Annotated in this window: 21 protein-coding genes; 9 read left to right on the plus strand and 12 right to left on the minus strand. The window is 67.2% G+C overall.

All coding sequences use genetic code 11. The annotated features are described in order from the left end of the window. Nucleotides 1-1,591, minus strand: a 1,591-nt coding sequence (gene katG, locus WB461_RS00745) for a catalase/peroxidase HPI (RefSeq protein ID WP_423850813.1), incomplete at its 3' end; no start/stop codon positions are given. Nucleotides 1,592-1,606: 15 nt separating this feature from the next. After that, nucleotides 1,607-2,059: a Fur family transcriptional regulator gene (locus WB461_RS00750; RefSeq protein ID WP_423850814.1), complete on the minus strand. Its 453-nt coding sequence runs from the start codon at nucleotides 2,057-2,059 to the stop codon at nucleotides 1,607-1,609. A 121-nt stretch (nucleotides 2,060-2,180) separates the two neighbouring features. Between WB461_RS00750 and WB461_RS00755 the strand changes: the two genes are divergently transcribed. Continuing rightward, nucleotides 2,181-3,170, plus strand: a complete 990-nt coding sequence (locus tag WB461_RS00755; protein ID WP_423850815.1) for a malate dehydrogenase — start codon at nucleotides 2,181-2,183, stop codon at nucleotides 3,168-3,170. Nucleotides 3,171-3,242: 72 nt separating this feature from the next. Here WB461_RS00755 and WB461_RS00760 read toward each other — a convergent pair whose 3' ends face one another. Both WB461_RS00760 and WB461_RS00765 read right to left on the minus strand, forming a co-directional pair. Then, a complete protein-coding gene (locus WB461_RS00760; protein WP_423850816.1) occupies nucleotides 3,243-3,518 on the minus strand; it encodes a DUF3017 domain-containing protein in 276 nt (91 codons plus the stop codon). Continuing rightward, entirely contained in the window at nucleotides 3,515-4,366 is an 852-nt protein-coding gene (locus WB461_RS00765; protein ID WP_423850817.1) for a bifunctional methylenetetrahydrofolate dehydrogenase/methenyltetrahydrofolate cyclohydrolase, read from the minus strand. The genes WB461_RS00760 and WB461_RS00765 overlap by 4 nt, the downstream gene beginning before the upstream one ends. Before the next feature lie 66 nt (nucleotides 4,367-4,432). Here WB461_RS00765 and WB461_RS00770 point away from each other — a divergent pair, with 66 nt between their 5' ends. Continuing rightward, on the plus strand, nucleotides 4,433-5,080 hold the full coding sequence (locus WB461_RS00770) for a TetR/AcrR family transcriptional regulator (protein WP_423850818.1): 648 nt from the start codon (nucleotides 4,433-4,435) through the stop codon (nucleotides 5,078-5,080). 39 nt (nucleotides 5,081-5,119) lie between these two features. Here WB461_RS00770 and purH read toward each other — a convergent pair whose 3' ends face one another. The 3 genes from purH to WB461_RS00785 are packed head-to-tail and all read right to left on the minus strand — an operon-like array spanning nucleotide 5,120 to nucleotide 8,425. After that, nucleotides 5,120-6,676 (minus strand): bifunctional phosphoribosylaminoimidazolecarboxamide formyltransferase/IMP cyclohydrolase, encoded by a 1,557-nt coding sequence (gene purH / locus WB461_RS00775; protein WP_423850819.1) that lies wholly within the window; start codon nucleotides 6,674-6,676, stop codon nucleotides 5,120-5,122. After that, nucleotides 6,673-7,317 (minus strand): phosphoribosylglycinamide formyltransferase, encoded by a 645-nt coding sequence (gene purN, locus WB461_RS00780; RefSeq protein ID WP_423850820.1) that lies wholly within the window; start codon nucleotides 7,315-7,317, stop codon nucleotides 6,673-6,675. The genes purH and purN overlap by 4 nt, the downstream gene beginning before the upstream one ends. Further along, nucleotides 7,211-8,425 carry a DUF6350 family protein gene (locus WB461_RS00785; protein WP_423850821.1) on the minus strand — a complete coding sequence of 405 codons (1,215 nt, stop codon included), beginning with the start codon at nucleotides 8,423-8,425 and terminating at the stop codon, nucleotides 7,211-7,213. The genes purN and WB461_RS00785 overlap by 107 nt, the downstream gene beginning before the upstream one ends. 68 nt (nucleotides 8,426-8,493) lie before the next feature. On the opposite strand from WB461_RS00785, the gene WB461_RS00790 reads away from it, so the two are divergent. After that, complete coding sequence (locus tag WB461_RS00790; protein WP_423850822.1) at nucleotides 8,494-10,305, plus strand: hypothetical protein; 1,812 nt, start codon at nucleotides 8,494-8,496, stop codon at nucleotides 10,303-10,305. A 57-nt stretch (nucleotides 10,306-10,362) separates the two neighbouring features. On the opposite strand, the gene sucD is transcribed toward WB461_RS00790, so the two are convergent. Both sucD and sucC read right to left on the minus strand, forming a co-directional pair. Next, the gene (sucD, locus tag WB461_RS00795; protein WP_423850823.1) at nucleotides 10,363-11,244 is read right to left on the minus strand and encodes a succinate--CoA ligase subunit alpha; all 882 of its coding nucleotides are present in this window, start codon (nucleotides 11,242-11,244) and stop codon (nucleotides 10,363-10,365) included. A 1-nt stretch (nucleotide 11,245) separates the two neighbouring features. Continuing rightward, entirely contained in the window at nucleotides 11,246-12,412 is a 1,167-nt protein-coding gene (gene sucC / locus WB461_RS00800; protein WP_423850824.1) for an ADP-forming succinate--CoA ligase subunit beta, read from the minus strand. A gap of 140 nt (nucleotides 12,413-12,552) precedes the next feature. Here sucC and WB461_RS00805 point away from each other — a divergent pair, with 140 nt between their 5' ends. Continuing rightward, a complete protein-coding gene (locus WB461_RS00805; protein WP_423850825.1) occupies nucleotides 12,553-13,443 on the plus strand; it encodes an alpha/beta fold hydrolase in 891 nt (296 codons plus the stop codon). On the opposite strand, the gene WB461_RS00810 is transcribed toward WB461_RS00805, so the two are convergent. Further along, nucleotides 13,400-13,684 carry a hypothetical protein gene (locus WB461_RS00810; protein WP_423850826.1) on the minus strand — a complete coding sequence of 95 codons (285 nt, stop codon included), beginning with the start codon at nucleotides 13,682-13,684 and terminating at the stop codon, nucleotides 13,400-13,402. The genes WB461_RS00805 and WB461_RS00810 overlap by 44 nt on opposite strands. A 282-nt stretch (nucleotides 13,685-13,966) precedes the next feature. Between WB461_RS00810 and WB461_RS00815 the strand changes: the two genes are divergently transcribed. Both WB461_RS00815 and WB461_RS00820 read left to right on the plus strand, forming a co-directional pair. Next, the gene (locus tag WB461_RS00815; RefSeq protein WP_423850827.1) at nucleotides 13,967-14,641 is read left to right on the plus strand and encodes a M23 family metallopeptidase; all 675 of its coding nucleotides are present in this window, start codon (nucleotides 13,967-13,969) and stop codon (nucleotides 14,639-14,641) included. A gap of 175 nt (nucleotides 14,642-14,816) precedes the next feature. Further along, entirely contained in the window at nucleotides 14,817-15,749 is a 933-nt protein-coding gene (locus WB461_RS00820) for a DUF559 domain-containing protein (RefSeq protein ID WP_423850828.1), read from the plus strand. A gap of 55 nt (nucleotides 15,750-15,804) precedes the next feature. Here WB461_RS00820 and pcrA read toward each other — a convergent pair whose 3' ends face one another. Continuing rightward, a complete protein-coding gene (pcrA, locus tag WB461_RS00825; protein ID WP_423850829.1) occupies nucleotides 15,805-18,153 on the minus strand; it encodes a DNA helicase PcrA in 2,349 nt (782 codons plus the stop codon). Between the two features lie 71 nt (nucleotides 18,154-18,224). On the opposite strand from pcrA, the gene WB461_RS00830 reads away from it, so the two are divergent. The 3 genes from WB461_RS00830 to WB461_RS00840 are packed head-to-tail and all read left to right on the plus strand — an operon-like array spanning nucleotide 18,225 to nucleotide 19,228. Beyond that, the gene (locus WB461_RS00830) at nucleotides 18,225-18,677 is read left to right on the plus strand and encodes a GNAT family N-acetyltransferase (RefSeq protein WP_423850830.1); all 453 of its coding nucleotides are present in this window, start codon (nucleotides 18,225-18,227) and stop codon (nucleotides 18,675-18,677) included. Next, nucleotides 18,674-19,027: a GntR family transcriptional regulator gene (locus WB461_RS00835; protein WP_423850831.1), complete on the plus strand. Its 354-nt coding sequence runs from the start codon at nucleotides 18,674-18,676 to the stop codon at nucleotides 19,025-19,027. The genes WB461_RS00830 and WB461_RS00835 overlap by 4 nt, the downstream gene beginning before the upstream one ends. A 42-nt stretch (nucleotides 19,028-19,069) precedes the next feature. Next, the gene (locus tag WB461_RS00840) at nucleotides 19,070-19,228 is read left to right on the plus strand and encodes a hypothetical protein (RefSeq protein WP_423850832.1); all 159 of its coding nucleotides are present in this window, start codon (nucleotides 19,070-19,072) and stop codon (nucleotides 19,226-19,228) included. A 4-nt stretch (nucleotides 19,229-19,232) separates the two neighbouring features. On the opposite strand, the gene zwf is transcribed toward WB461_RS00840, so the two are convergent. Continuing rightward, nucleotides 19,233-20,669: a glucose-6-phosphate dehydrogenase gene (zwf, locus tag WB461_RS00845; RefSeq protein WP_423850833.1), complete on the minus strand. Its 1,437-nt coding sequence runs from the start codon at nucleotides 20,667-20,669 to the stop codon at nucleotides 19,233-19,235. Between the last annotated feature and the right edge of the window lie 89 nt (nucleotides 20,670-20,758).

Raw genomic sequence — 20,758 nt, forward strand, 5'->3', positions numbered from 1 at the left:
GCAGGACCGTGGCGAGCTGGTCAGGGTTGTTGACCTCCCAGCCGTTCTGCGGCTCGAGGCGGATGCGTGCACCATTCGCTCCACCGCGCTTGTCGCTGTTGCGGAACGACGATGCCGACGCCCACGCAGTCGAGACGAGCTGGGAGACCGTCAGCCCGGACGCCAGGATCTGCGCCTTGAGGTCGATGATGTCGCCGTTGGTGAGGTCCGCCGTGGCTGCCGGGATCGGGTCCTGCCACAGGAGCTCCTCCTGCGGAACGAGCGGACCGAGGTAACGCTGGATCGGACCCATGTCGCGGTGCGTCAGCTTGTACCAAGCACGCGCGAACGCATCAGCGAGCTGATCCGGGTTCTCCAGGAAACGACGGGAGATCGGCTCATAGATCGGGTCGAACCGAAGCGCGAGGTCCGAGGTCAACATGGTGGGCGGACGCGTGAGCTCGTTGGTCTCAGGATCGGGGAAGGTGTCAGCTCCCGCGCCGTCCTTCGCCACCCACTGGTTGGCTCCCGCAGGGCTCTTGGTCAGCTCCCACTCGTAGCCGAAGAGCGTCTCGAAGAAGCTGTTGTCCCACGTCGTGGGTGTGGCAGTCCAGGTGACCTCCAGACCACTGGTGATGGCGTCGCGGCCCTTGCCGCTGCCGAAAGACTGCCTCCAGCCAAGCCCTTGCTCCTCGATCGGAGCGCCTTCGGGCTCGGGCCCGACGAACTGGTCGGGGTCACCCGCGCCGTGGGTCTTGCCGAACGTGTGGCCGCCGGCGATCAGCGCGACGGTCTCCTCGTCGTTCATCGCCATGCGGGTGAAGGTCTCGCGGATGTCCCGGGCGGAGCCGAGCGGATCCGGCACACCCTCGGGGCCCTCGGGGTTGACGTAGATGAGCCCCATTTGGACCGCTGCGAGCGGGTTCTCCAGATCGCGCTCGCCGGTGTAGCGCTTCTCGCCACCGTCGTCGCCACCGAGCCACTCGTCCTCCGGCCCCCAGTAGACGTCTTCGTCGGGCTCCCACACATCGGCTCGACCGCCGCCGAAGCCGAACGTCTTGAAGCCCATTGTCTCGAGAGCCACGTTTCCGGTCAGGATCATCAGGTCAGCCCACGAGATCGCAGCGCCGTACTTCTTCTTGATCGGCCACAGCAGCCGCCGCGCCTTGTCGAGGTTGCCGTTGTCCGGCCAGCTGTTGAGCGGTGCGAAACGCTGCATGCCGGCTCCGGCGCCACCACGGCCGTCCTTGATGCGGTAGGTGCCGGCGCTGTGCCAGGCCATGCGGATGAAGAATCCGCCGTAGTGACCGAAGTCGGCAGGCCACCACTCCTGCGAATCCGTCATGAGTTCTGCGAGGTCGCTCCGCACGGCGTCGAGGTCGAGGTTGTCGAAGGCCTGCGCGTAGTCGAAGTCGTCGTCCATGGGGTTGGCGACGTCGGTGTGCTTGCGCAGGATCTTGAGGTTGAGCTGGTTGGGCCACCACTCCTGGTTGGCCGATCCCTCGGTCGGATGTACGCGCCCGCCACGCGAGACCGGGCACTGGCCCTGACCCTCGTTCTCCTCGTCATTCATGTCGCCGACGACGGCGTTGTGGTCGTGATTGTCTGGCATGGATTTCCTTCCGATTCAGATGGACGGTTCAAGAGCTGGAGTGGTGACGCAGCCGGGACAGGTGCCCCAGTAGGTCACCTCGGCCTCGTCGATCGAGAAACCGTGGTCGCCTGATGCGGTGAGGCACGGCGCGCTCCCGTGCGCGCAGTCGACATCAGCGACGGCGCCGCAGGTGCGACACACCACGTGATGGTGATTGTCGCCCACACGCATCTCGAACAATGCCGGAGAGCCAGCGGGCTCGATGCGGCGCACGAGGCCAACATCGGTCAGCGCCCGCAGCACGTCGTACACAGCCTGCGTCGACACAGCCCCGAGAACCGCGCGTACGTCCGCGGCGATGCGGTCAACCTCCGAGTGGGGCGCTCGGGACAGAGCCTCGACGACCGCCACCCGCGGACGGGTCACGCGCAGACCCACACGTCGCAACATGGCGACGGGGTCCTCGATGGCCAGCATGGGACTCATCGAAGCACCCTTTTTGGAATGATTCAAGATTAGGCCCTGACTCCCGAACGCCCCGCACGCTCCAGCGCAGTCGCGGTGGGCTATTTTCGGATGCATCCCCCAGGCATCAAGGAGCGTCCCCGTGAGCACAACCCCCGTCAAGGTCGCCGTCACCGGCGCGGCCGGCCAGATCGGCTACAGCCTTCTCTTCCGCCTCGCCAGCGGCGCCCTGCTCGGCCCCGACACCCCGATCCAGCTCCAGCTGCTCGAGATCACCCCGGCGCTCAAGGCACTCGAGGGCGTCGTCATGGAGCTCGACGACTGCGCGTTCCCGACCCTCGCCGGCGTCGAGATCGGCGACGACGCCAACACGATCTTCGACGGGGTCAACCTCGCCCTTCTCGTCGGCGCCCGACCGCGCGGTCCCGGCATGGAGCGCGGCGATCTGCTCGAGGCCAACGGCGCGATCTTCACCGCCCAGGGCAAGGCGCTCAATGCTGTCGCGGCTGACGACGTCCGCATCGGCGTGACCGGCAACCCCGCCAACACCAATGCACTCATCGCCATGACCAACGCCCCCGACATCCCGCAGGAGCGATTCAGCGCATTGACCCGCCTCGACCACAACCGGGCCATCTCGCAGCTCGCTGCCAAGACCGGGGCCCCGGTCACCGACATCAGCAAGATGACGATCTGGGGCAACCACTCGGCGACGCAGTATCCCGACATCTTCCACGCCGAGATCGCTGGCAGGAACGCCGCCGAGGTCGTCGGCGACCAGGCTTGGATAGAGAACGACTTCATCCCGACGGTGGCCAAGCGCGGAGCCGCCATCATCGAGGCGAGGGGTTCGTCGTCGGCTGCCTCCGCCGCCTCGGCGACGATCGACGCCGCGCGCGACTGGTTGTACGGCACCCCCGAGGGCGACTGGGCCTCGATGGCCGTCGTCTCCGACGGCTCGTACGGTGTCCCCGAGGGCCTGATCTACTCCTACCCCGTGACGACCAAGAACGGCGACTGGGAGATCGTCCAAGGCCTCGAGATCGACGACTTCTCGCGTGGCCGCATGGACGCGACGGCTGCCGAGCTGACTGAGGAGCGCGACGCGGTCAAGGAGCTCGGCCTGATCTGAGTCATACCGTGGTGGCCTCGGATCCGCGTCAGACTTCTTCTTTCCGGCCCGGATCCAAGGCCACGACTTCGTTCAGCCGGGCTGACCGGGGATCACGATGGCCAGCAGGATCAGCGCGACGCCCAGCGTCGTCATCCAGAACACGTCGAACGCCTTTCCGCGGACCCGAAGCATGCCGATGTGGCTGATCGGGACGACCGAGCGCGCCACGGCTCCGACCACGAACGCGACGCCGATCACGATGACTCCCGCACGCCACGGCCCGGCCACGACGAGGACCAGGCCGACCAGAACCGCGAGCAGGTGCAGCAGATAGAACTGCGATCCCCGGCTGCGCGGTCCGATCACGGGTTCAGCCTCTCGGCGGTCTCCACGACGTTGGCCAGCAGCATCGCGCGGGTCATCGGGCCCACTCCGCCAGGATTCGGCGAGATCCATCCGGCCACTTCGTGGGCGGTGGGGTCGACGTCGCCGACGATGCCGTTCTCGTCACGGCTCACACCGACATCCAGCAGCGCGGCGCCACGCTTGACCATGTCGGCGCCGATGATGCCGGGCACACCGGCGGCGGCGATCACGATGTCCGCGCGGCTGACTTCGGCGGCGAGGTCGCGCGTGCCGGTGTGGCACAGCGTCACGGTGGCATTCTCGCTTCGCCGGGTCAGGAGGAGGCCCATGGGGCGACCAACCGTGATGCCGCGACCGACGACGACGACGTGCTGCCCGGCGATCGGCACGTCATGGCGGCGCAACAGCTCGATGATGCCCCGGGGCGTGCACGGCAGAGGCGCGTCCCTGCCCAGCACGAGCCAGCCGAGGTTGGTGGGGTGCAGGCCGTCGGCGTCCTTGCCTGGATCGATCCGGCCGATGACGGCGTTCTCGTCGAGTCCCTTGGGCAGCGGCAGCTGGACGATGTAGCCCGTGCACGTGGGGTCGGCATTGAGCTGGTCGACGGCGGCCTCGACCTCCGCCTGCGTTGCGCTGCTGGGCAGGTCGATGCGCAACGACTCGATGCCGACCTCAGCGCAGTCGCGGTGCTTGCCAGCGACATACCACTGACTACCCGGATCGTCACCGACCAGAATCGTGCCGAGACCGGGCACGACCCCCTTGTCCCGGAGGGCGGAAACGCGTACGCGCAGCTCACCCTTGATCGCGGAAGCTGCCGCCTTGCCGTCGAGAATCTGCGCCGTCACAGGAACGAGTGTTTCACGCTCGCGATCGGTCGAAGCCCGGCGGCCCGGTCGTCATAGACTCCCTGCATGGCCACCCGCGCACAGTTGTCCCAAGAACGCAGTCGGCTGCGGCGCGATGAGTTGCTGGCCGCGGCGATCGAGCTGTTTGCCGAGGGCGGCTCGCGGGCCATCACCCACCGCGCCGTCGCGGCCAGGGCGGGGCTCCCGCCGGCAACCACGACGTACTACTTCGAATCGATCGATGACCTGATCAGGGAAGCGCTCGGCGAACATCTCGCGCACTGGACCAGTCAGCTCAAAGCGCTCACCCAGCTCGGCTTCGACGGGGACATGAGCCTGGACGACGTCGCACGATTCATCGCGCACGTCTTCGCCGTCCGCGGGCCCGAGATCGCTGGGCTCGAGCTGGCGATCTTCCTGGCCGCGGCACGGACCCCTGAGCTGCGGGAGAGCTCGCGTCGCTCGGTCGAGGCCTTCGAGTCGTTCGCCGTGGCGACGCTCGAACGGGTGGGTGTCCAGGAGCCAGAATCCCTGTCGGCCGCGATCGTCGCGCTGCTCACCGGCACGGCGATGCGGCGCCAGTCCGGCCGCTACTCCGAGCAGGAGGAGGCATTGCTGCTCACGACAGCGATACGCAATCTGGTCGCATCTCACGTTCTCGGCACCGAGGCCGTCGACCGGGCCCTGGCCAAGATCCACCCCCACCCACTCTGACGGTCTCCCGGGCTCGGTGGGACTGTGCCCGTTCCGCGCTCAATGGAAGAAGTGGCGGGTCCCGGTGAGGTACATCGTCACACCAGCGGCCTTCGCCGCCTCGATGACAGCGTCGTCGCGGATCGACCCGCCCGGCTGGACGATGGCCTTCACCCCGGCGGCGAACAGGATCTCCGGACCGTCCGGGAAGGGGAAGAACGCGTCCGATGCTGCGACCGAACCGGTCGACCGCTCCGCGCCGGCTCGCTCGACCGCGAGCTTGCACGAGTCGACCCGGTTGACCTGGCCCATGCCGACTCCGACCGAAGCACCGTCCTTGGCCAGCAGGATCGCATTGGACTTGACCGCGCGGCAAGCCGTCCAGGCGAACTCCAGGTCTGCGAACGTCGCCTCGTCGGCGGGCTCGCCGGCGACGAGCGTCCATGTCGCGGGGTCATCGCCGGGCGCGTCGACGTGGTCGACACGCTGGACGAGTACTCCACCGCTGATGCCGCGGAACTCGATCAGTTCGGGCTGCTCGTCAGAGGGCACCCGGAGGATCCGGATGTTCTTCTTTCCCTGCAGAACGTCGACCGCGCCGGGCTCGTAGTCCGGAGCGACGATGACCTCGGTGAACACCTCGGCCACCTGTTCGGCCATCGCCACGCTGACCGGCCGGTTGGTCGCGATGACACCACCGAATGCCGACACGGGGTCGCACGCGTGGGCGCGGGCATGGGCCTGCGCGACGTCCTCGCCGACCGCGATGCCGCAGGGGTTGGCGTGCTTGATGATCGCCACGGCAGGCCCGGCGAAGTCATGAGCAGCACGGCGGGCCGCATCGGTGTCGACATAGTTGTTGTAGGACATCTCCTTGCCGTGCAGCTGCTCGGCGGCCGCCAGGCCACCGCGACCGTGCAGATAGAGCGCCGCCTCCTGGTGCGGATTCTCGCCGTACCGCAGCACGGCCGACTTGTCCCAGGTCGCGCCGGTGAAGTCCGGCCAACCGTCCTCGGCAGGTGCGTAGGTGCTGGCGAACCATGACGCGACGGCGACGTCATACGCAGCGGTGTGCGCGAAAGCCTCGGCTGCCAGCCGCTTGCGCTGGTCGAACGTGAAGCCACCGGACGCGATGGCGGCCCGCACGTCGTCGTAGGCGCCGGGTGAGACGACCACGGCAACACTGGGGTGGTTCTTGGCCGCGGCACGCACCATCGACGGACCGCCGATGTCAATCTGCTCAACGCACTCATCAGGCGTCGCGCCGGACACCACGGTCTCGCGGAACGGATAGAGGTTGACGATGACCAGGTCGAACGGCTCGATCTCGAGCCCGGCGAGCTGCTGAACGTGGTCATCGAGGCGCAGGTCGGCCAGGATCCCTGCGTGCACCCGCGGGTGCAGCGTCTTGACCCGCCCGTCCAGGCACTCCGGAAAGCCGGTGAGCTCCTCGACAGGTGTCACGGGCACCCCGGCGGCCTCGATCGTTTTGGCGGTCGAGCCGGTCGAGACAACCGAGACACCCGCGGCGTGAAGGTCGCGAGCCAGCTCCTCGAGCCCGGTCTTGTCGTAGACGGAGACGAGGGCTCGCTTGAGGGGGCGGGTTTCTTCGGTCATGGTTTCGCTCCTCCGGGCCGTACGACCCGGTCATCGATGTGGAAGTCTTCGCGGGCCAGCTTGCCGACCCACTCGACGAGCATGGCCCGCTCGCTGGTCTTGATGCGCTCGTGCAGGGTCGACTCATCGTCGTCGTCGAGCACCGGGACGGCGACCTGGGCCACGATCGGGCCCGTGTCGACGCCTTCGTCCACGACGAAGAGGGTCGCGCCGCTGACCTTGACGCCGTAGGCCAGTGCGTCGCGAGGACCGTGCATGCCCGGGAACGCCGGCGAGAGCGCTGGATGCGTGTTGAGGGTGCGACCACCGAACAAGGCAAGGAAGGCCGGGCCGGTCAGCTTCATGAACCCCGCAAGGACCACCAGGTCGGGATCATGCGCAGCGACAGCCTCGGCGAGCGCGACGTCCCACGCCGCCCGATCATCGAATGAGGAGACCGGGAGAACGAAGGTCGCCACGTCGTTCCGTTCCGCACGCGCCAGGCCCTCGATCCCGGGCCGATCGGAACCGACCGCGACGATCTCGGCGCCGTAGTCAGGACTTGCCGTCGCGTCGATCAGCGCCTGCAGATTTGTGCCGCCACCAGAGACGAGGACGACCAGGCGCGCTGGCGTCCGCTGGCTGTGAGGCACGGTCTCCACGATAGTGGGCCAGCGCCGCGCCGAGCGCGCCGCCCACCGCCATGACGGGCACCGCGACCAACAACGGAGTCAACGCCGACGGTCCGGCCTCAGCCATGCGACCCGGCCCGACCGCACCCCCGGACAGTCCGATCGCGATGCCAAGCAGGAATCCTGCCACCCCTCCGGCGGCTGCCCCCAGCGCGACTCGCGCCAGAACACCCTCACGCTGACCTGGATCGACCCGCCACCCCGCCACCATGCCGGCGATCAGGGGCACCACGCCCAGCACGGCGACCCAGCCCGGGAACGCGCCGGGGGCCGGTAGCGCGGCCAGCATCGGAAAGCCCGGGACGTTGCCGAGCTGTGATCCGGACAGGTCGACCGAGGTGTCGGCGCCCAGCAGGAACCCGGGCCCGATCAGCACCGACGCGGTCCACAGGACCAGTGTGGGCACCGCCAGCAGGCAGCCGAACGCCAGTGCGATCCCACCTCCCACGCCCGGATCGAGGCCGGCCCAGATGTCGCCAGCCCGGTCCACATTGCGCGCGAGCTGAACGACCACGATCACGGCGGCCGAAGCCAGCACCACGATGACCCCGGGCACAGCGGCGCGCGTTGCCCGTCGTACGTCTGCCGAGACCGTGAACCACAGACGTTCGGTCTGGCCGTGCCGGCGGGTGACGCCCAGGGCGGCACCGAGCCCACCCACGACGAAGGCGCCGAAGGCCGCGCGTGGGACCGAGGTGGACACGTCGCCGGACGCCGAGGCAGCCGAGGTGATGCCTGCGATGACGCCGTAGACGCCCGCGGACGTGGCGATGTAGGCAGCCAGATCCTCGGGCGGCTCCGCGACGACCCACGCCGCGACGACGGCGAGCACAACGATGCTGAGCAATGTCGCGCCGATCGGGACCAGACTGAACCACACAGCTCCCACGTCCATGCCCGAGCCCACCGCGACGAGCCACGCGCGCACCGATGCCCGCGCGATCGAGATCGGCGATGCGCCTTCCGCTCCGCCCGCGACGAGGACGAGGCCAGCGCCCACCAGGACCGACAGGGCCGCCGCCGACAGGGCCGTCAGGATGGCTGGGCGGAGGTAGGAGGACTCGACGGACAGGGGCACCCCTTCATCCAACCTGTAAAGTAGCGGCGTCATGGACAGGCACGCCGGACGTCGAAGGAGGCTGGGTCATGACTCGCGTCGATGAGTTCAACAGCTTCTACACCTCGACCTTCTCGCAGGCCGTCGAGGTCACCTACGCGGTGTGTGGCGATCGGCAGGTCGCCTTCGAGGCGACGGTCGACGCATACCGACGCGCTTGGCGCGACTGGTCCAAGATTCGCGACCGGAACCCGCTCGGCTACGTCCGCAACGAGGCGTGGAAGCTCACGCCCCTGAGCCGCGGGACCCACCCGCTGCGGCGCAGGCACGAGGAGGACGGGGACACCGAGCTGCTCGAGGCCCTCGCCGAGCTCGGAATCGACGACCGCCGGCTGATCGTCCTGATGACCCTGGGCAACACCGATCTCGAAGAGGCCTCGAGGGAGGTCGGTCTGCCCGCCGAGGAGGGCATCGAGAACATCACGACGGCGCTGTCCAGGCTCGAGATCTCGCTGGCACAGAGCATCGACGTCATCGAGCGTCGCATGCATGCGCTCGGATCGGCCACCAAGTCGCTCGAGATCCCACCACCGGCCACGGTGCGCGACGCCGCCAAGCGCGGACGACAGCGCAACACGGTGCTCCTGGTCGCCGCAGCGATCGCCATCATGCTCGGCGGCGGGCTCGTCGCAACCGACGGTGATGCCTTGGCGAGCGGGAGCACACTGCCTCGTCGAGAAAAGATTGGCGCGGAGCAGGCCGACGTCCTGCTCGACTCCGAGAAGATCGACAAGGGCAATCTGCTGTCGGCGGCTCAGGTCAGCGGGCTCGACCCGCAGAGCAAGTGGACGGTCGACGGCACGGACGAGAACGTCAACAACACGACGCCGTACGCGACCTGCCCGACCAAGCGGTATGCCGACTCGGACCCGCTGAAGGTCTTCGTGCGCACGTTCACTGCGTCAGGCACCACCAACGAGCGGGTGGCCCAGGCGATCGAGGTGTCTCGGAGCGACGCCATCGCCTCGCAGGCCTACGAACGGCTTGTCCAGTGGTACTCCGACTGCGAACATCCTCGCGTGCAGCTGGTCGCGGCATACACCGTGCAGCGCCCCTTCGGCGACTTCCAGATCCTCAAGCTTCGCTCGCACCGCTCTCCCGAACGCACCTTCACGGTGGGCTTCAGCCACTCCGGCACCATCACCAGCACCCTGGTCCACGAGGCGGACGGCACGGATGGACCCACCATCCAGGCCTTTGCCCGCACCCTCGACGACTCGGTCGCCAAGGTGTGCAAGGACAGCGGCGGCAAGTGCAGCGACACGATCCAGGTCAGGCGAACCGATCCGCCCCCGACAACCGATGGACCCGGCTTCCTGGGCATCGTCGACCTGCCGCCGATCGGCGACATCGACAAGGTGTGGGCGGCCGCACCAGTCTCGGCCAAGTCCAATCCGGCCTCCACACAGTGCGACAAGGCGGACTTCTCCGCCGGAGGAGCCGATCTCAGCAGGGCCCGGATCTATGTGCTCTACCAAGCCACCAAGCTGCCCGATCAGTTCGGCGTCGCCGAGACCGTCGGGCGGTTCCCGACAGCCAAGGCAGCCAAGAAGTTCGTCAAGAAGGTCAGCCGACGGCTCGACTCCTGTGCCAAGGACAACCTGTCGGCCAAGATCGACCAGAAGTCCTCGGTCAAGGGCCCGCAGTTCTCTGGCAAGGTCTGGCGGGTGGGGCTGGAGATCAACAAGGGCAAACGCACCTACTACCGCACGGCGCTGATCCGTCGCGGCGCTGATGTGGCGCAGGTGACCTTCACGCCGGCTGGCTCGTACGACATCACCCAGCGGGCCTTCTCGTCCCTGGCAGAGCGAGCCGCGACCCGGCTGAAGTACGCCGAGTAGCCGGTGACGACGAAGCCCCCTCAGCACCGACGCTGAGGGGGCTTCGTGTCGAGCGCTTCACAGACCCTTGAGGATCTCCCGCATCAGCTCGGCGGTCTCGGACGGCGTCTTGCCAACCTTGACGCCAGCAGCCTCCAGCGCTTCCTTCTTGCCCTGTGCCGTACCCGCACCGTCGGCGACGATCGCCCCGGCGTGGCCCATCGTCTTGCCCTCCGGAGCGGTGAATCCCGCCACGTAGCCCACGACCGGCTTGGTGACGTGGGACTTGATGTACGCCGCGGCCTTCTCCTCCGCGTCGCCACCGATCTCGCCGATCATGACGATCGCCTTGGTGTCAGGATCTGCTTCGAACGCCTCGAGGGCGTCGATGTGCGTCGTACCGATGATCGGGTCGCCGCCGATGCCGATCGCCGTGGTGAAGCCATGGTCACGCAGCTCGAACATCATCTGGTAGGTCAGCGTGCCCGACTTCGACACCAGACCGATCGGACCACTGCCGGAGATCGTTGCCGGAGTGATGCCCGCCAGCGCCTCGCCTGGCGTGATGATGCCCGGGCAGTTGGGACCGATGATGCGAGTCTGCTTGCCCTGCGCATACGCCCAGAATTCGGCACTGTCCTGGATCGGCACACCCTCGGTGATGATCACGAGGAGGCCGATCTCGGCGTCGATCGCCTCGATGACGGCGTCCTTGGTGAACGCCGGGGGGACGAACGCGACCGATACGTCAGCACCGGTCTTCTCGATCGCCTCGGCGACCGTACCGAAGACCGGCAGCTCGACGTCACCGTGAGTGACGGTCGTACCGGCCTTGCGCGCGTTGACACCACCGACGACATTGGTGCCGGCCTTGAGCATCAGGGCGGTGTGCTTGGTGCCCTCGCCGCCGGTGATGCCCTGGACGATGACCTTGGAGTCCTTGTTCAAGAAGATCGACATGTCAGGCTCCTTCGTTCGCAAGCTCGGCGGCGCGGTCAGCCGCGCCGTCCATCGTGTCCACCAGGGTCACGAGCGGGTGGTTCCTCGTCTCGAGAATCGCGCGGCCCTCTTCGACTGCGTTCCCGTCCAGGCGAACGACCAGCGGTTTGGTTGCCTCGTCGCCGAGGATGTCCAGGGCGCCGACGATGCCGTTGGCGACCGCGTCGCACGACGTGATGCCGCCGAAGACGTTGACGAATACCGACTTGACCTGCTCGTCGTTCAGGATCACGTCGAGGCCATCGGCCATGACCTGCGCCGACGCTCCGCCGCCGATGTCCAGGAAGTTGGCGGGCTTCACACCACCGTGTGACTCACCGGCGTAGGCGACGACGTCCAGGGTCGACATGACCAGTCCTGCGCCATTGCCGATGATCCCGACTTCGCCGTCGAGCTTGACGTAGTTGAGCCCCTTGGCCTTGGCCTTGGCCTCGAGCGGGTCGGCCGCGTCCTTGTCCTCGAAGGCTGCGTGGTCCTCGTGGCGGAATTCGGCGTTCTCGTCGAGCGAGACCTTGCCGTCGAGCGCCTCGAGGATGTCGCCCTCGAGTCGGGCGAGCGGATTGACCTCGACCAGCGTGGCATCCTCCTCGACGAAGGTCTTCCACAGTGTCAGGACAGTCTTGACGGCCTGATCCGTGAGGACCTCGGGGAAGCCGGCTTCGGCCACGATCGACCGCGCCTTCGCCTCGTCGACACCGGTTTCGGCGTCGATCGGGATCTGCTTGACCGCGTCCGGGTTGGTCTTGGCGACCTCTTCGATCTCGACACCGCCCTCGACGCTGGCGATGCACAGGTAGCTGCGGTTGGCCCGGTCCAGCAGGAAAGAGAAGTAGTACTCCTCGACGATGCTGGCGGCAGGTGCGATCAGCACCCGGTTGACCGTCAGACCCTTGATCTGCATGCCCAGGATGTTCGACGCGTGCTCGAAGGCCTCATCCGGCGTCTTGGCAAGCTTGACGCCCCCGGCCTTTCCGCGTCCGCCAGCCTTGACCTGTGCCTTGACGACGACGACGCCGAGCTGCTCCGCAGCTGCCCTCGCCTCGTCAGGGGTGGTGGCGACAATGCCGGTGGTGACCGGTACATCGTGCTTCGCGAAGAGCTCCTTCGCCTGGTATTCCATCAAATCCACGGTGGAGTCCGTCCTCTGTTGACGTCCGATACGCTCGGGAGCCGGCCGACGGCCGGCAGAAATTGAGCCTGTGCGACTCTAGCCCGTAACCCGCCGTTCATGCGCGTTGGCTTCGTCACACCCCGTTCCGGAGGAATTCGTTGACCACCCAGAGCATCCCGTCCTCCGACGTTCACCTGCAGGTTCGGGTCGAGGGCCCGGATGACGGCCCGGTCATCATCCTCGTCCACGGCTTCCCGGACAACCAGAGAGTGTGGGACCGGATTGTCCCGCTGCTGACTCCGACGTTTCGGGTCGTGACCTACGACGTGCGAGGCGCCGGAGGGTCGACCGCACCCCGGTCCCGGTCCGGCTATCGCATCAGCAGGCTGGTCGGCGATCTCGTCGCGGTGATGGAGCACGTGCAGCCCGACGGCGGCGCGGTGCATCTGGTCGGACACGACTGGGGCTCCGTGCAGCTGTGGGCCGCGGTGATGCGCGAGTCCTCCGATGCCCGCCTGACTGGTCGGATCCTTTCGTACACCTCCATCAGCGGGCCGGGGCTCGACCTGTTCGGACACTTCCTGCGCGACGGCATCGCCCATCGACGCTTCGCGGCGGTCGGTCGCCAAGTTGCGCACTCCTGGTATGTCCTGGCGTTCCAGACACCACTCGTGCCCGAGCTGCTCGCCCGACGATTCGGCGGACGGATTCGCGCCCTGCTCGCGCGCGGTCAGAAGCTCGACGAGAACCACTGGGATGACTCGTTCGACGACGACTTCGGCCACGGCGTCAACCTCTACCGCGCCAACGGCCTGAGCTTCTCCCGTGGGGTCACATCGGTACCGGTGCAGCTGGTCGTGCCCACCAAGGACGCCTTCCTGTCACCCGCGATCTATGCCGATGTCGCCGACTTCGCTCCTGACGTCCGCAGGGTCGACGTCGTGGCGGGACACTGGATCGTGCAGACCCAGCCCGCGCTCGTCGCAGACATGATCCGCGCCTACGTCACCGAGATCGACGCCCGACGCGAGTCGCGTCGAGAGGCGTGACGACGAGATCGGGGGCGCCGAGCGCCCCGCACAGATCAGCGATCGCACCCAGCGCATCAGGATCGGCATCGACCACCAGAGCCGTGGCATCCTCGGCCACCGCGGTCCTGACCAGCTGTTCCGGCGTCTGACCGCCGCCGACGTAGACCACCTCCTGACCCGCGTCGCGCAGGCGGCGGGCCTCGTGGCGTACGGCGTCATCCCCGCCCGTTGCTCCCAGCACTGTGCGCTCCCTGACCATGCCGACGATGTTCCCACAGCGTGAAGGTCGTCACAGTTTGTCCACATGTCAGGCGGGGAACATGATTTATCTCGACAGAGAAGTCGATTCGGTTTCACTGCCTTGCTCTGGTCCGTTAGGCTCGTGGGGTCCTGTCGTCATGCCTCGGAGGTTTTCTGCGTGAGTTCATCTGCGCCCAAACGCCGTCTCGATGTACGCCAAGAGACCCCGCGTAAAGTCGCCGGTAAGCGAACCGCAGCACGCCGAAACGTTCGAAAGCGTGGGATTCGCCCGACGCCAGCCATGGCCGGGGCGTTCGTCCTGGTGCTGGCCGCCTTCTGCGCCACGGTTCTCGGCAACACGACCGATGGCAACTCGCTGTCCAGCAGCAAGTACCAGACCATCTCGCAGAGCTACATCGGTCCTGACGACTCGACGTCGGGCGGCAAGGTCGACGTCAGCCGCGACTTCAACCGTTCGCTGGTCAAGAAGCAGGCCAAGATCCAGGCCGAGCAGGTCATTCAGGCCCAGGCCGATCTGGCGAAGAAGGTCGACAAGCAGTCCGACCTGTTGCGCAAGAACCAGTGGGTTCTTCCCGTGACCGGTTATCACCTGTCGGCACGCTTCGGCCAGCGCAGCGGACTGTGGTCGACTGTCCACACGGGTCTCGACTTTGCTGGCCCCTCCGGCTCGACCATCGTTTCGGTCGCTGCCGGTGTCGTGAAGTCGACGGGCTACGAGGGCGCGTACGGCAACCGCACCGTCGTGACGCTGACCGACGGCACCGATGTCTGGTACTGCCACCAGAGCCGGATCGCGGTCAAGCCAGGCGACCGCGTGGATCCCGGTCAGACCATCGGTTACACCGGATCGACCGGCAACGTGACCGGACCGCACCTGCACCTGGAGATCCGTCCCAACGGCGGCGGCCCGGTCAACCCCGAGCCCGAGCTGATCCAGCACGGCATCCGCCCCTGAGCCTCCCCCGCTCCAAACCCTCGCGATTTGTGACGGTTTCAACCGTACCGAAGCCTCGGACGGTGCAGAACGCAACAAATCGCGGTGTCCACAGGGGGTCCGCTCACCTATCTGTTTCCCCTGCTGACGCGGCGGCCATGGATACCTCCGAACGGGATTCGGCAGCGTGGCGGGTATGGCATCCCGTCGGCCGCTTCCGGCCTCAATCGCCAGCCGTGCGTTCACCGTCACCGAGGCTCTCGCCTGCGGCCTGTCCCGGCGCATGCTCCAAGGGTCACGGTTCGTCAAGATCCACCCGGGCATCTACGCCTCGGCCCAGCTTGAGCAGGCGCTCACCGTGCTCGTCGCGGCAGACCTCCTCACCCTTCCCGCTGATGTCTGCCTGAGCCACACGACGGCGCTCCACTGGTACGGCGTGACCGTGGGTTCGGCCTCGACCCGGCACTACTCGACGAACTCGACGTCCCAGACCCGGCTCAAGAATGTCGTGCTGCACCGACGGCTCGGGACGCTGCATCCGCGCATGCTGCACGGCGTCCGAATCCTGGGACCTGACCGGACGCTTGTCGACTGCGGGACCGTGCTCGACTCGGTCGACCTCGTCAGGGCCGGTGACTGGCTCGTACGGCTTGGCCTCACCACTCCCGACGTGGCGCAGCGCTACAGCGAGCAGCGACATCTCGACGGGGTGGTCCGTACCAGGTCGTCGGCCACGCTGGTTCGCGAGCGGGTGGACTCGGTTCGCGAGACGGATGTTCGCCTGACGCTGGTCGCCTGCCGCCTCCCCGAGCCTGAGACGAATGGCGTCATCCGCGACGATCGCGGACGATTCTTGGCCAGAGGCGATCTGGTCTACCGGCGATGGAAGATCGTCATCGAGTATGACGGTTGGCACCACGAGCGAAATGCCGAGCAACGCAGCAAGGACATCCTCCGACGCGAACGTCTCGAGGCGGCCGGATGGCGCGTCATCGTCGTCACTCACGATGACATGGGGCATCCCACGTCAGTGGTGGCCAGGGTCTGGGAGGCGCTCAGCTTGGCAGGGTACGCCGGCTCCGCACCGGTCTACGACCGTGCACGCATCCGCACCCTCCGCGATTTGTGACGAGTTCGACCGTTCCGGCGTCGAAGACGGTGCAAAGCGTCACAAATCGCGGGGTTTAGAGCTTTTCGACGGGGGCGTACCGCAGCAGGAGGCGCTTGACCCCCTGCGAGCCGAAGTCGACGTTGGCCTGCATCTTGTCACCACTTCCGTCGACGGACACGACCGTGCCGAGGCCGAAGCTGTCGTGGCTGACCCGGTCGCCGGGTGAGAGCGCGACGACCTCGCGACTCGCCCGCTTCGATCGTGCCGCCACGTTGGAGGATCGGAATGCCGACTGGGCCGACGCGGACGGCGAGCTCGGGGTCCACTGAGTCGGCGGAGACGCCAGCCGTCGCCAGTCGACCAACGATTCGGGCAGCTCGTCGAGGAAGCGCGACGCTGGGTTGTACGACGGCGCACCCCACGCCGAGCGGGTCGAGGCCCGGGTGACGTACAGCCGGGTGCGGGCTCGGGTGATGCCGACGTAGGCCAGACGGCGCTCCTCCTCCAGCTCCTTGGTGTCGGCCAGCGACCGCATGTGCGGGAAGACGCCGTCCTCCAGTCCGGTCAGGAACACGACCGGGAACTCCAGGCCCTTGGCGGTGTGAAGGGTCATGAGCGTGACGACACCATCACCCTCGTCGGGGATCTGGTCTGCGTCCGCGACCAGCGCCACCTGCTCAAGGAATGCCGCAAGCGATCCGACCGCCAGATCGGGGTCGTCGGAGATCGCGTCCACCGCTACGGAGGGCTCCTCGTCCACCACGGGTTCGTCCGGCACCGTGCTGGCGCCCACGACGAACTCCCGGGCGACCGCGACGAGCTCGGCGAGGTTCTCGACCCGGGTCTCGTCCTGCGGATCGGTGCTCTGCTCGAGTGTCGACAGGTAGCCGCTGCGGGTCAGGGCCGCCTCGAGCACGGCATCGGCCGCGACGCCCGACTCCGCCATCGCCATGAGCTCGGACATCATCGCGGTGAACGACTCGATCGCATTGCGTGAGCGGGACGCCAGATCGCGTGCCTCGTCGGCCCGGGTCAGCGCCTCCCAGAAGCTGATGCCCTCGCCGGTCGCAAGCCGCTGGATCGATGCCTCTGCCCGCTCACCGATCCCGCGCTTGGGCTCGTTGATGATGCGCCGCAGGGAAACCGTGTCGCGCGGGTTGACCAGCACCCGGACGTACGCCAGCGCATCCTTGATCTCCTTGCGCTCGTAGAATCGGACTCCGCCGACGACCCGGTAGGGCAGGCCGACGCGGATGAAGACTTCTTCGAACACTCGAGACTGGGCGTTCGTGCGATAGAAGATCGCGACGTCCTTGGCAGCCGCCCGCGCGTCGTCGGTCAACCGATCTATCTCGTCGGCGATGAACTGCGCCTCGTCGCGCTCGTCGTCGCCCACGTAGCCGACGATCTTCTCGCCATCGCCTTCTGCGGACCACAGCTGCTTGTCCTTGCGCCCTTCGTTGCGGCTGATGACCGCGTTCGCCGCTGACAGGATCGTCTGGGTCGAGCGATAGTTCTGCTCCAGCAGGATCGTCGCCGCGTTGGGGAAGTCGTCCTCGAACTCCATGATGTTGCGGATGTTGGCACCACGGAATGCGTAGATCGACTGGTCCGAGTCGCCCACCACCATCAGGTCCGACTCGACATCGGTCAGCTCCCTGATCAGCTGGTACTGCGCGTGGTTGGTGTCCTGGTACTCATCGACCAGGATGTGCCGGAATCTGCGCCGATACGTCTCGCACACGTCTGGCCAGGCCTGGAACAGGTGCACCGTGTTCATGATCAGATCGTCGAAATCCATCGCATTGGCGGCCTGCAGGCGCGCCTGGTAGGTCCGGTATGCCTCGGCATAGATCTCCTCGGTCGGATTCTGTGCTCGGCTCGCCGCGGCTTCGTGGTCGACCAGCTCGTTCTTGAGGTTGGAGATCCAGTTGAGCACCGCGCGAGGGTTGACCCGCTTGGGGTCGAGATCCATGTCCCGGCAGATCAGCGTCATGAGTCGGCGCTGATCTGCGGAGTCGTAGATCGTGAACGTCGACGTGAAGCCGAACTTGTCGGCTTCTCGTCGCAGGATCCGCACGCAGGCGGAGTGGAAGGTCGAGACCCACATCATCCGCGCCCGCGGACCCACGAGCTCGGCAACCCGCGACCGCATCTCGGCCGCCGCCTTGTTGGTGAACGTGATGGCCAGTATCGAGCCCGGATGGGCACCGCGGGCGGCGATCAGCCAGGCGATGCGCCGGGTCAGCACCCGGGTCTTGCCCGAGCCCGCGCCAGCCACGACGAGCAGCGGCCCACCGGGGTGCGACACGGCTGACTGCTGAGCCTCGTTGAGGCCCTCGAGCAGGGTCTCGGAGCGGGGGCGCCGCTGGTCCGCGGTCGTGGCGGGAGCGGCCGAGGGGACGGGGAACGGCAAAGTCATCGTGCCTCCCAGCCTAGTCGCCGAGGCGGACAGCGGATGCGCCGGACGCCTCGGACGTAGACTCCCGAGCCATGGACCACGGCGTCTCGATCAGGCTGGCCGGCGAGGCCGACTTCGACGCCCTCACCGACATCTGGGAGCGCGCCGTGCGCCCGACCCATTCCTTCATGTCCGACGGGCATCTCGCAGACCTTCGTCCTCGTGTCCGAGACCTGCTCCTGCCGTCGATGGATGTGTGGGTCGCCCTGGTTGAGGACCGACCCGTCGGATTCGTCGGGGCCCACGATGCGCATGTCGAGCTGCTCTACATCGATCCGGAGGCCCAGGGCGCGGGCATCGGCCCGGCGCTGCTGGCTCGGATCGCAGACGGTGCCGGCCCACGTAGCGTCGAGGTCTATCTCGGCAACGCCGCAGGACTCGCCTTCTACCACTCGCAGGGCTTCAGCGAGACCCGGCGCGACTCCACCGATGTGGCTGGTCGGCCAGCGGCGATCGTCCATCTCGAACGGCAGGAGCAACCATGAGCATCGTGACCATCGAGGCCCACAGCACCGAACCGCCATTCGAGCAGGTGCGCCGCCAGATTGCCGGGCAGGCGTCCGAGGGGATCCTGCAGGCCGGGCACCAGCTGCCGACCGTCCGGGCACTGGCCGTCGAGCTCAACCTCGCGACCAACACCGTCGCCAAGGCCTATCGCGCACTGGAAGCCGATGGCGTGACCGAGAGTCGTGGCCGTGCAGGTACGTTCATCGCCAGCCGGCGCATGGACGACACCGAAGCAGCTGCGGCTGCGGCACAGTTCGTGGCCGTGGCCCGCCGCCAGGGCCTCTCGCTCGCCGAGGCGCATCGGCTCGTCGAGCGGGACTGGGCCTGATCCGAGCCGCGCGGTCCTGCGACGCCGGAGTAGCGTGGTGGCGTGCCCTTCCACCTCGTCCTCGGACTCCTGTTCATCGGCGGACTCGCCCTGATGGCCTTGACGCTCACCGGCTATGGCGCCCCCGACCGCTCCGACCAGCCGCCGCCGCGATTGCCCGGGCACGACGTCCAGGAGCGCCTGAACAACCCGGACTCCTAGACCGTCACTCTGCCATCGTGTTGGGCCTGCGCCACGTGCGCTCGAACGGCAGGCGCCAAGCCCGCGGCGCGATCAGCTGGTGCACCGAGTTCGGTCCCCACGTGCCACCGGAGTACGGCCGTACCGGCGGGAGGTCAGCCAACAGCGGCGCAGAGATCTCCCACAGCCGCTCGATGCCCTCAGCGGTCGTGAACAGCGTCCGCTCACCCCGCATGGCGTCGTAGATCAGCCGCTCGTACGCCTCCAGGACCTCGCCGGCCCGCTCGGTCTCCTGCATCGCGAACTGCATGCTGAGCTTGTCCAGGCGCATGCCCGGACCGGGACGCTTGCCATAGAACGACAGCGACATCCGCGAGGAGTCCGCCAGGTCGAAGGTCAGATGGTCCGGACCGGCACGACCAACCCCGGAGCCGGCGGGGAACATGCTCTTGGGTGGTTCCCGGAATGCGATCGAGATTATTCGCGCTCCTTCGGCGAGCTTCTTGCCGGTGCGCAGGAAGAACGGCACACCCGCCCATCGCCAGTTGTCGATCTCGGCCCGCAGCGCGACGAATGTCTCGGTCTCGGAGTGCGACGGAACACCCTCCTCGTCCCGGTACCCCTGATACTGGCCGCGAACGACGTGACGCGGGTCCAGCGGCAACATCGATCGGAAGACTTTGTTCTTCTCCTCGCTGATGGAGTCCGAGTCCAGCGACGTCGGCGGCTCCATCGCCATGAAGGCCAGAACCTGGAACAGGTGCGTCACGACCATGTCCTTGAAGGCGCCCGTGCCCTCGAAGAAGCCTGAGCGGCCCTCCAGAGAAAGCGTCTCGGGGACGTCGATCTGGACATGATCGATGAAGTTGCGGTTCCAGATCGGTTCGAAGAGTCCATTCGCGAAGCGGAACGCGAGGATGTTGAGCGCCGCCTCCTTGCCCAGGAAGTGGTCGATGCGGAAGATCTGGTCCTCCGCAAACACCTCGTGGAGCTCGGAGTTGAGCGATCTTGCACTGTCCAGGTCGGTGCCGAAGGGCTTCTCCATGATGATGCGGGCCCGATCGACGAGCTTCGCCGCGGCGAGGGTGTGCACGACGTCTAGCGCCGCCTTGGGCGGAACGCTCAGATAGTGCAACCGCCGCGGACTTCCGCCCAGCTCGGCCTCCAGCTCGGACGCCGCCGCCGCCAGCGCTTCCGGCCCGGCCTTGACGTTGACGTACGACAACTTGGGCGCGAACTCGCGCCACTTCTGCTCATCGACCTCACGGGTGCTGAACTCTCGGTAAGACTCCCCCGCGAACTCGCGGAAGCTGTCATCGTCGAAGTCGTCCAACGACACCCCGATGATGCGGGAGTCCGAGACCAGCCCCGACTGCAGGAGGTGCATGATCCCGGGAAGCAGCTTGCGGCGGGCGAGATCGCCCGTGGCACCGAACAGCACGATCAGGTGTGGCTCGTCCATGTCGTCAGGCTAGACCCTCCTCGCTGGCCGGGGCGCTCCCCAACGGGGCCCGCGCCGAGTTCGGGCGATGTTCCTTGGCGATCTGGAGA

The sequence above is a fragment of the Aeromicrobium sp. genome (assembly GCF_049587115.1).
Taxonomy (GTDB): Bacteria; Actinomycetota; Actinomycetes; order Propionibacteriales; family Nocardioidaceae; genus Aeromicrobium.

What these genes read in the sequence shown, in the direction of transcription:
- WB461_RS00750 (WP_423850814.1), bottom strand. Translation starts at nt 2,059, where the DNA reads ATGAGTCCCATGCTGGCCATCGAGGACCCCGTCGCCATGTTGCGACGT.
- WB461_RS00770 (WP_423850818.1), top strand. Translation starts at nt 4,433, where the DNA reads ATGGCCACCCGCGCACAGTTGTCCCAAGAACGCAGTCGGCTGCGGCGC.
- purH (WP_423850819.1), bottom strand. Translation starts at nt 6,676, where the DNA reads ATGACCGAAGAAACCCGCCCCCTCAAGCGAGCCCTCGTCTCCGTCTAC.
- WB461_RS00790 (WP_423850822.1), top strand. Translation starts at nt 8,494, where the DNA reads ATGACTCGCGTCGATGAGTTCAACAGCTTCTACACCTCGACCTTCTCG.
- sucD (WP_423850823.1), bottom strand. Translation starts at nt 11,244, where the DNA reads ATGTCGATCTTCTTGAACAAGGACTCCAAGGTCATCGTCCAGGGCATC.
- WB461_RS00810 (WP_423850826.1), bottom strand. Translation starts at nt 13,684, where the DNA reads ATGGTCAGGGAGCGCACAGTGCTGGGAGCAACGGGCGGGGATGACGCC.
- WB461_RS00815 (WP_423850827.1), top strand. Translation starts at nt 13,967, where the DNA reads ATGGCCGGGGCGTTCGTCCTGGTGCTGGCCGCCTTCTGCGCCACGGTT.
- WB461_RS00820 (WP_423850828.1), top strand. Translation starts at nt 14,817, where the DNA reads ATGGCATCCCGTCGGCCGCTTCCGGCCTCAATCGCCAGCCGTGCGTTC.
- pcrA (WP_423850829.1), bottom strand. Translation starts at nt 18,153, where the DNA reads ATGACTTTGCCGTTCCCCGTCCCCTCGGCCGCTCCCGCCACGACCGCG.
- WB461_RS00830 (WP_423850830.1), top strand. Translation starts at nt 18,225, where the DNA reads ATGGACCACGGCGTCTCGATCAGGCTGGCCGGCGAGGCCGACTTCGAC.
- WB461_RS00835 (WP_423850831.1), top strand. Translation starts at nt 18,674, where the DNA reads ATGAGCATCGTGACCATCGAGGCCCACAGCACCGAACCGCCATTCGAG.
- zwf (WP_423850833.1), bottom strand. Translation starts at nt 20,669, where the DNA reads ATGGACGAGCCACACCTGATCGTGCTGTTCGGTGCCACGGGCGATCTC.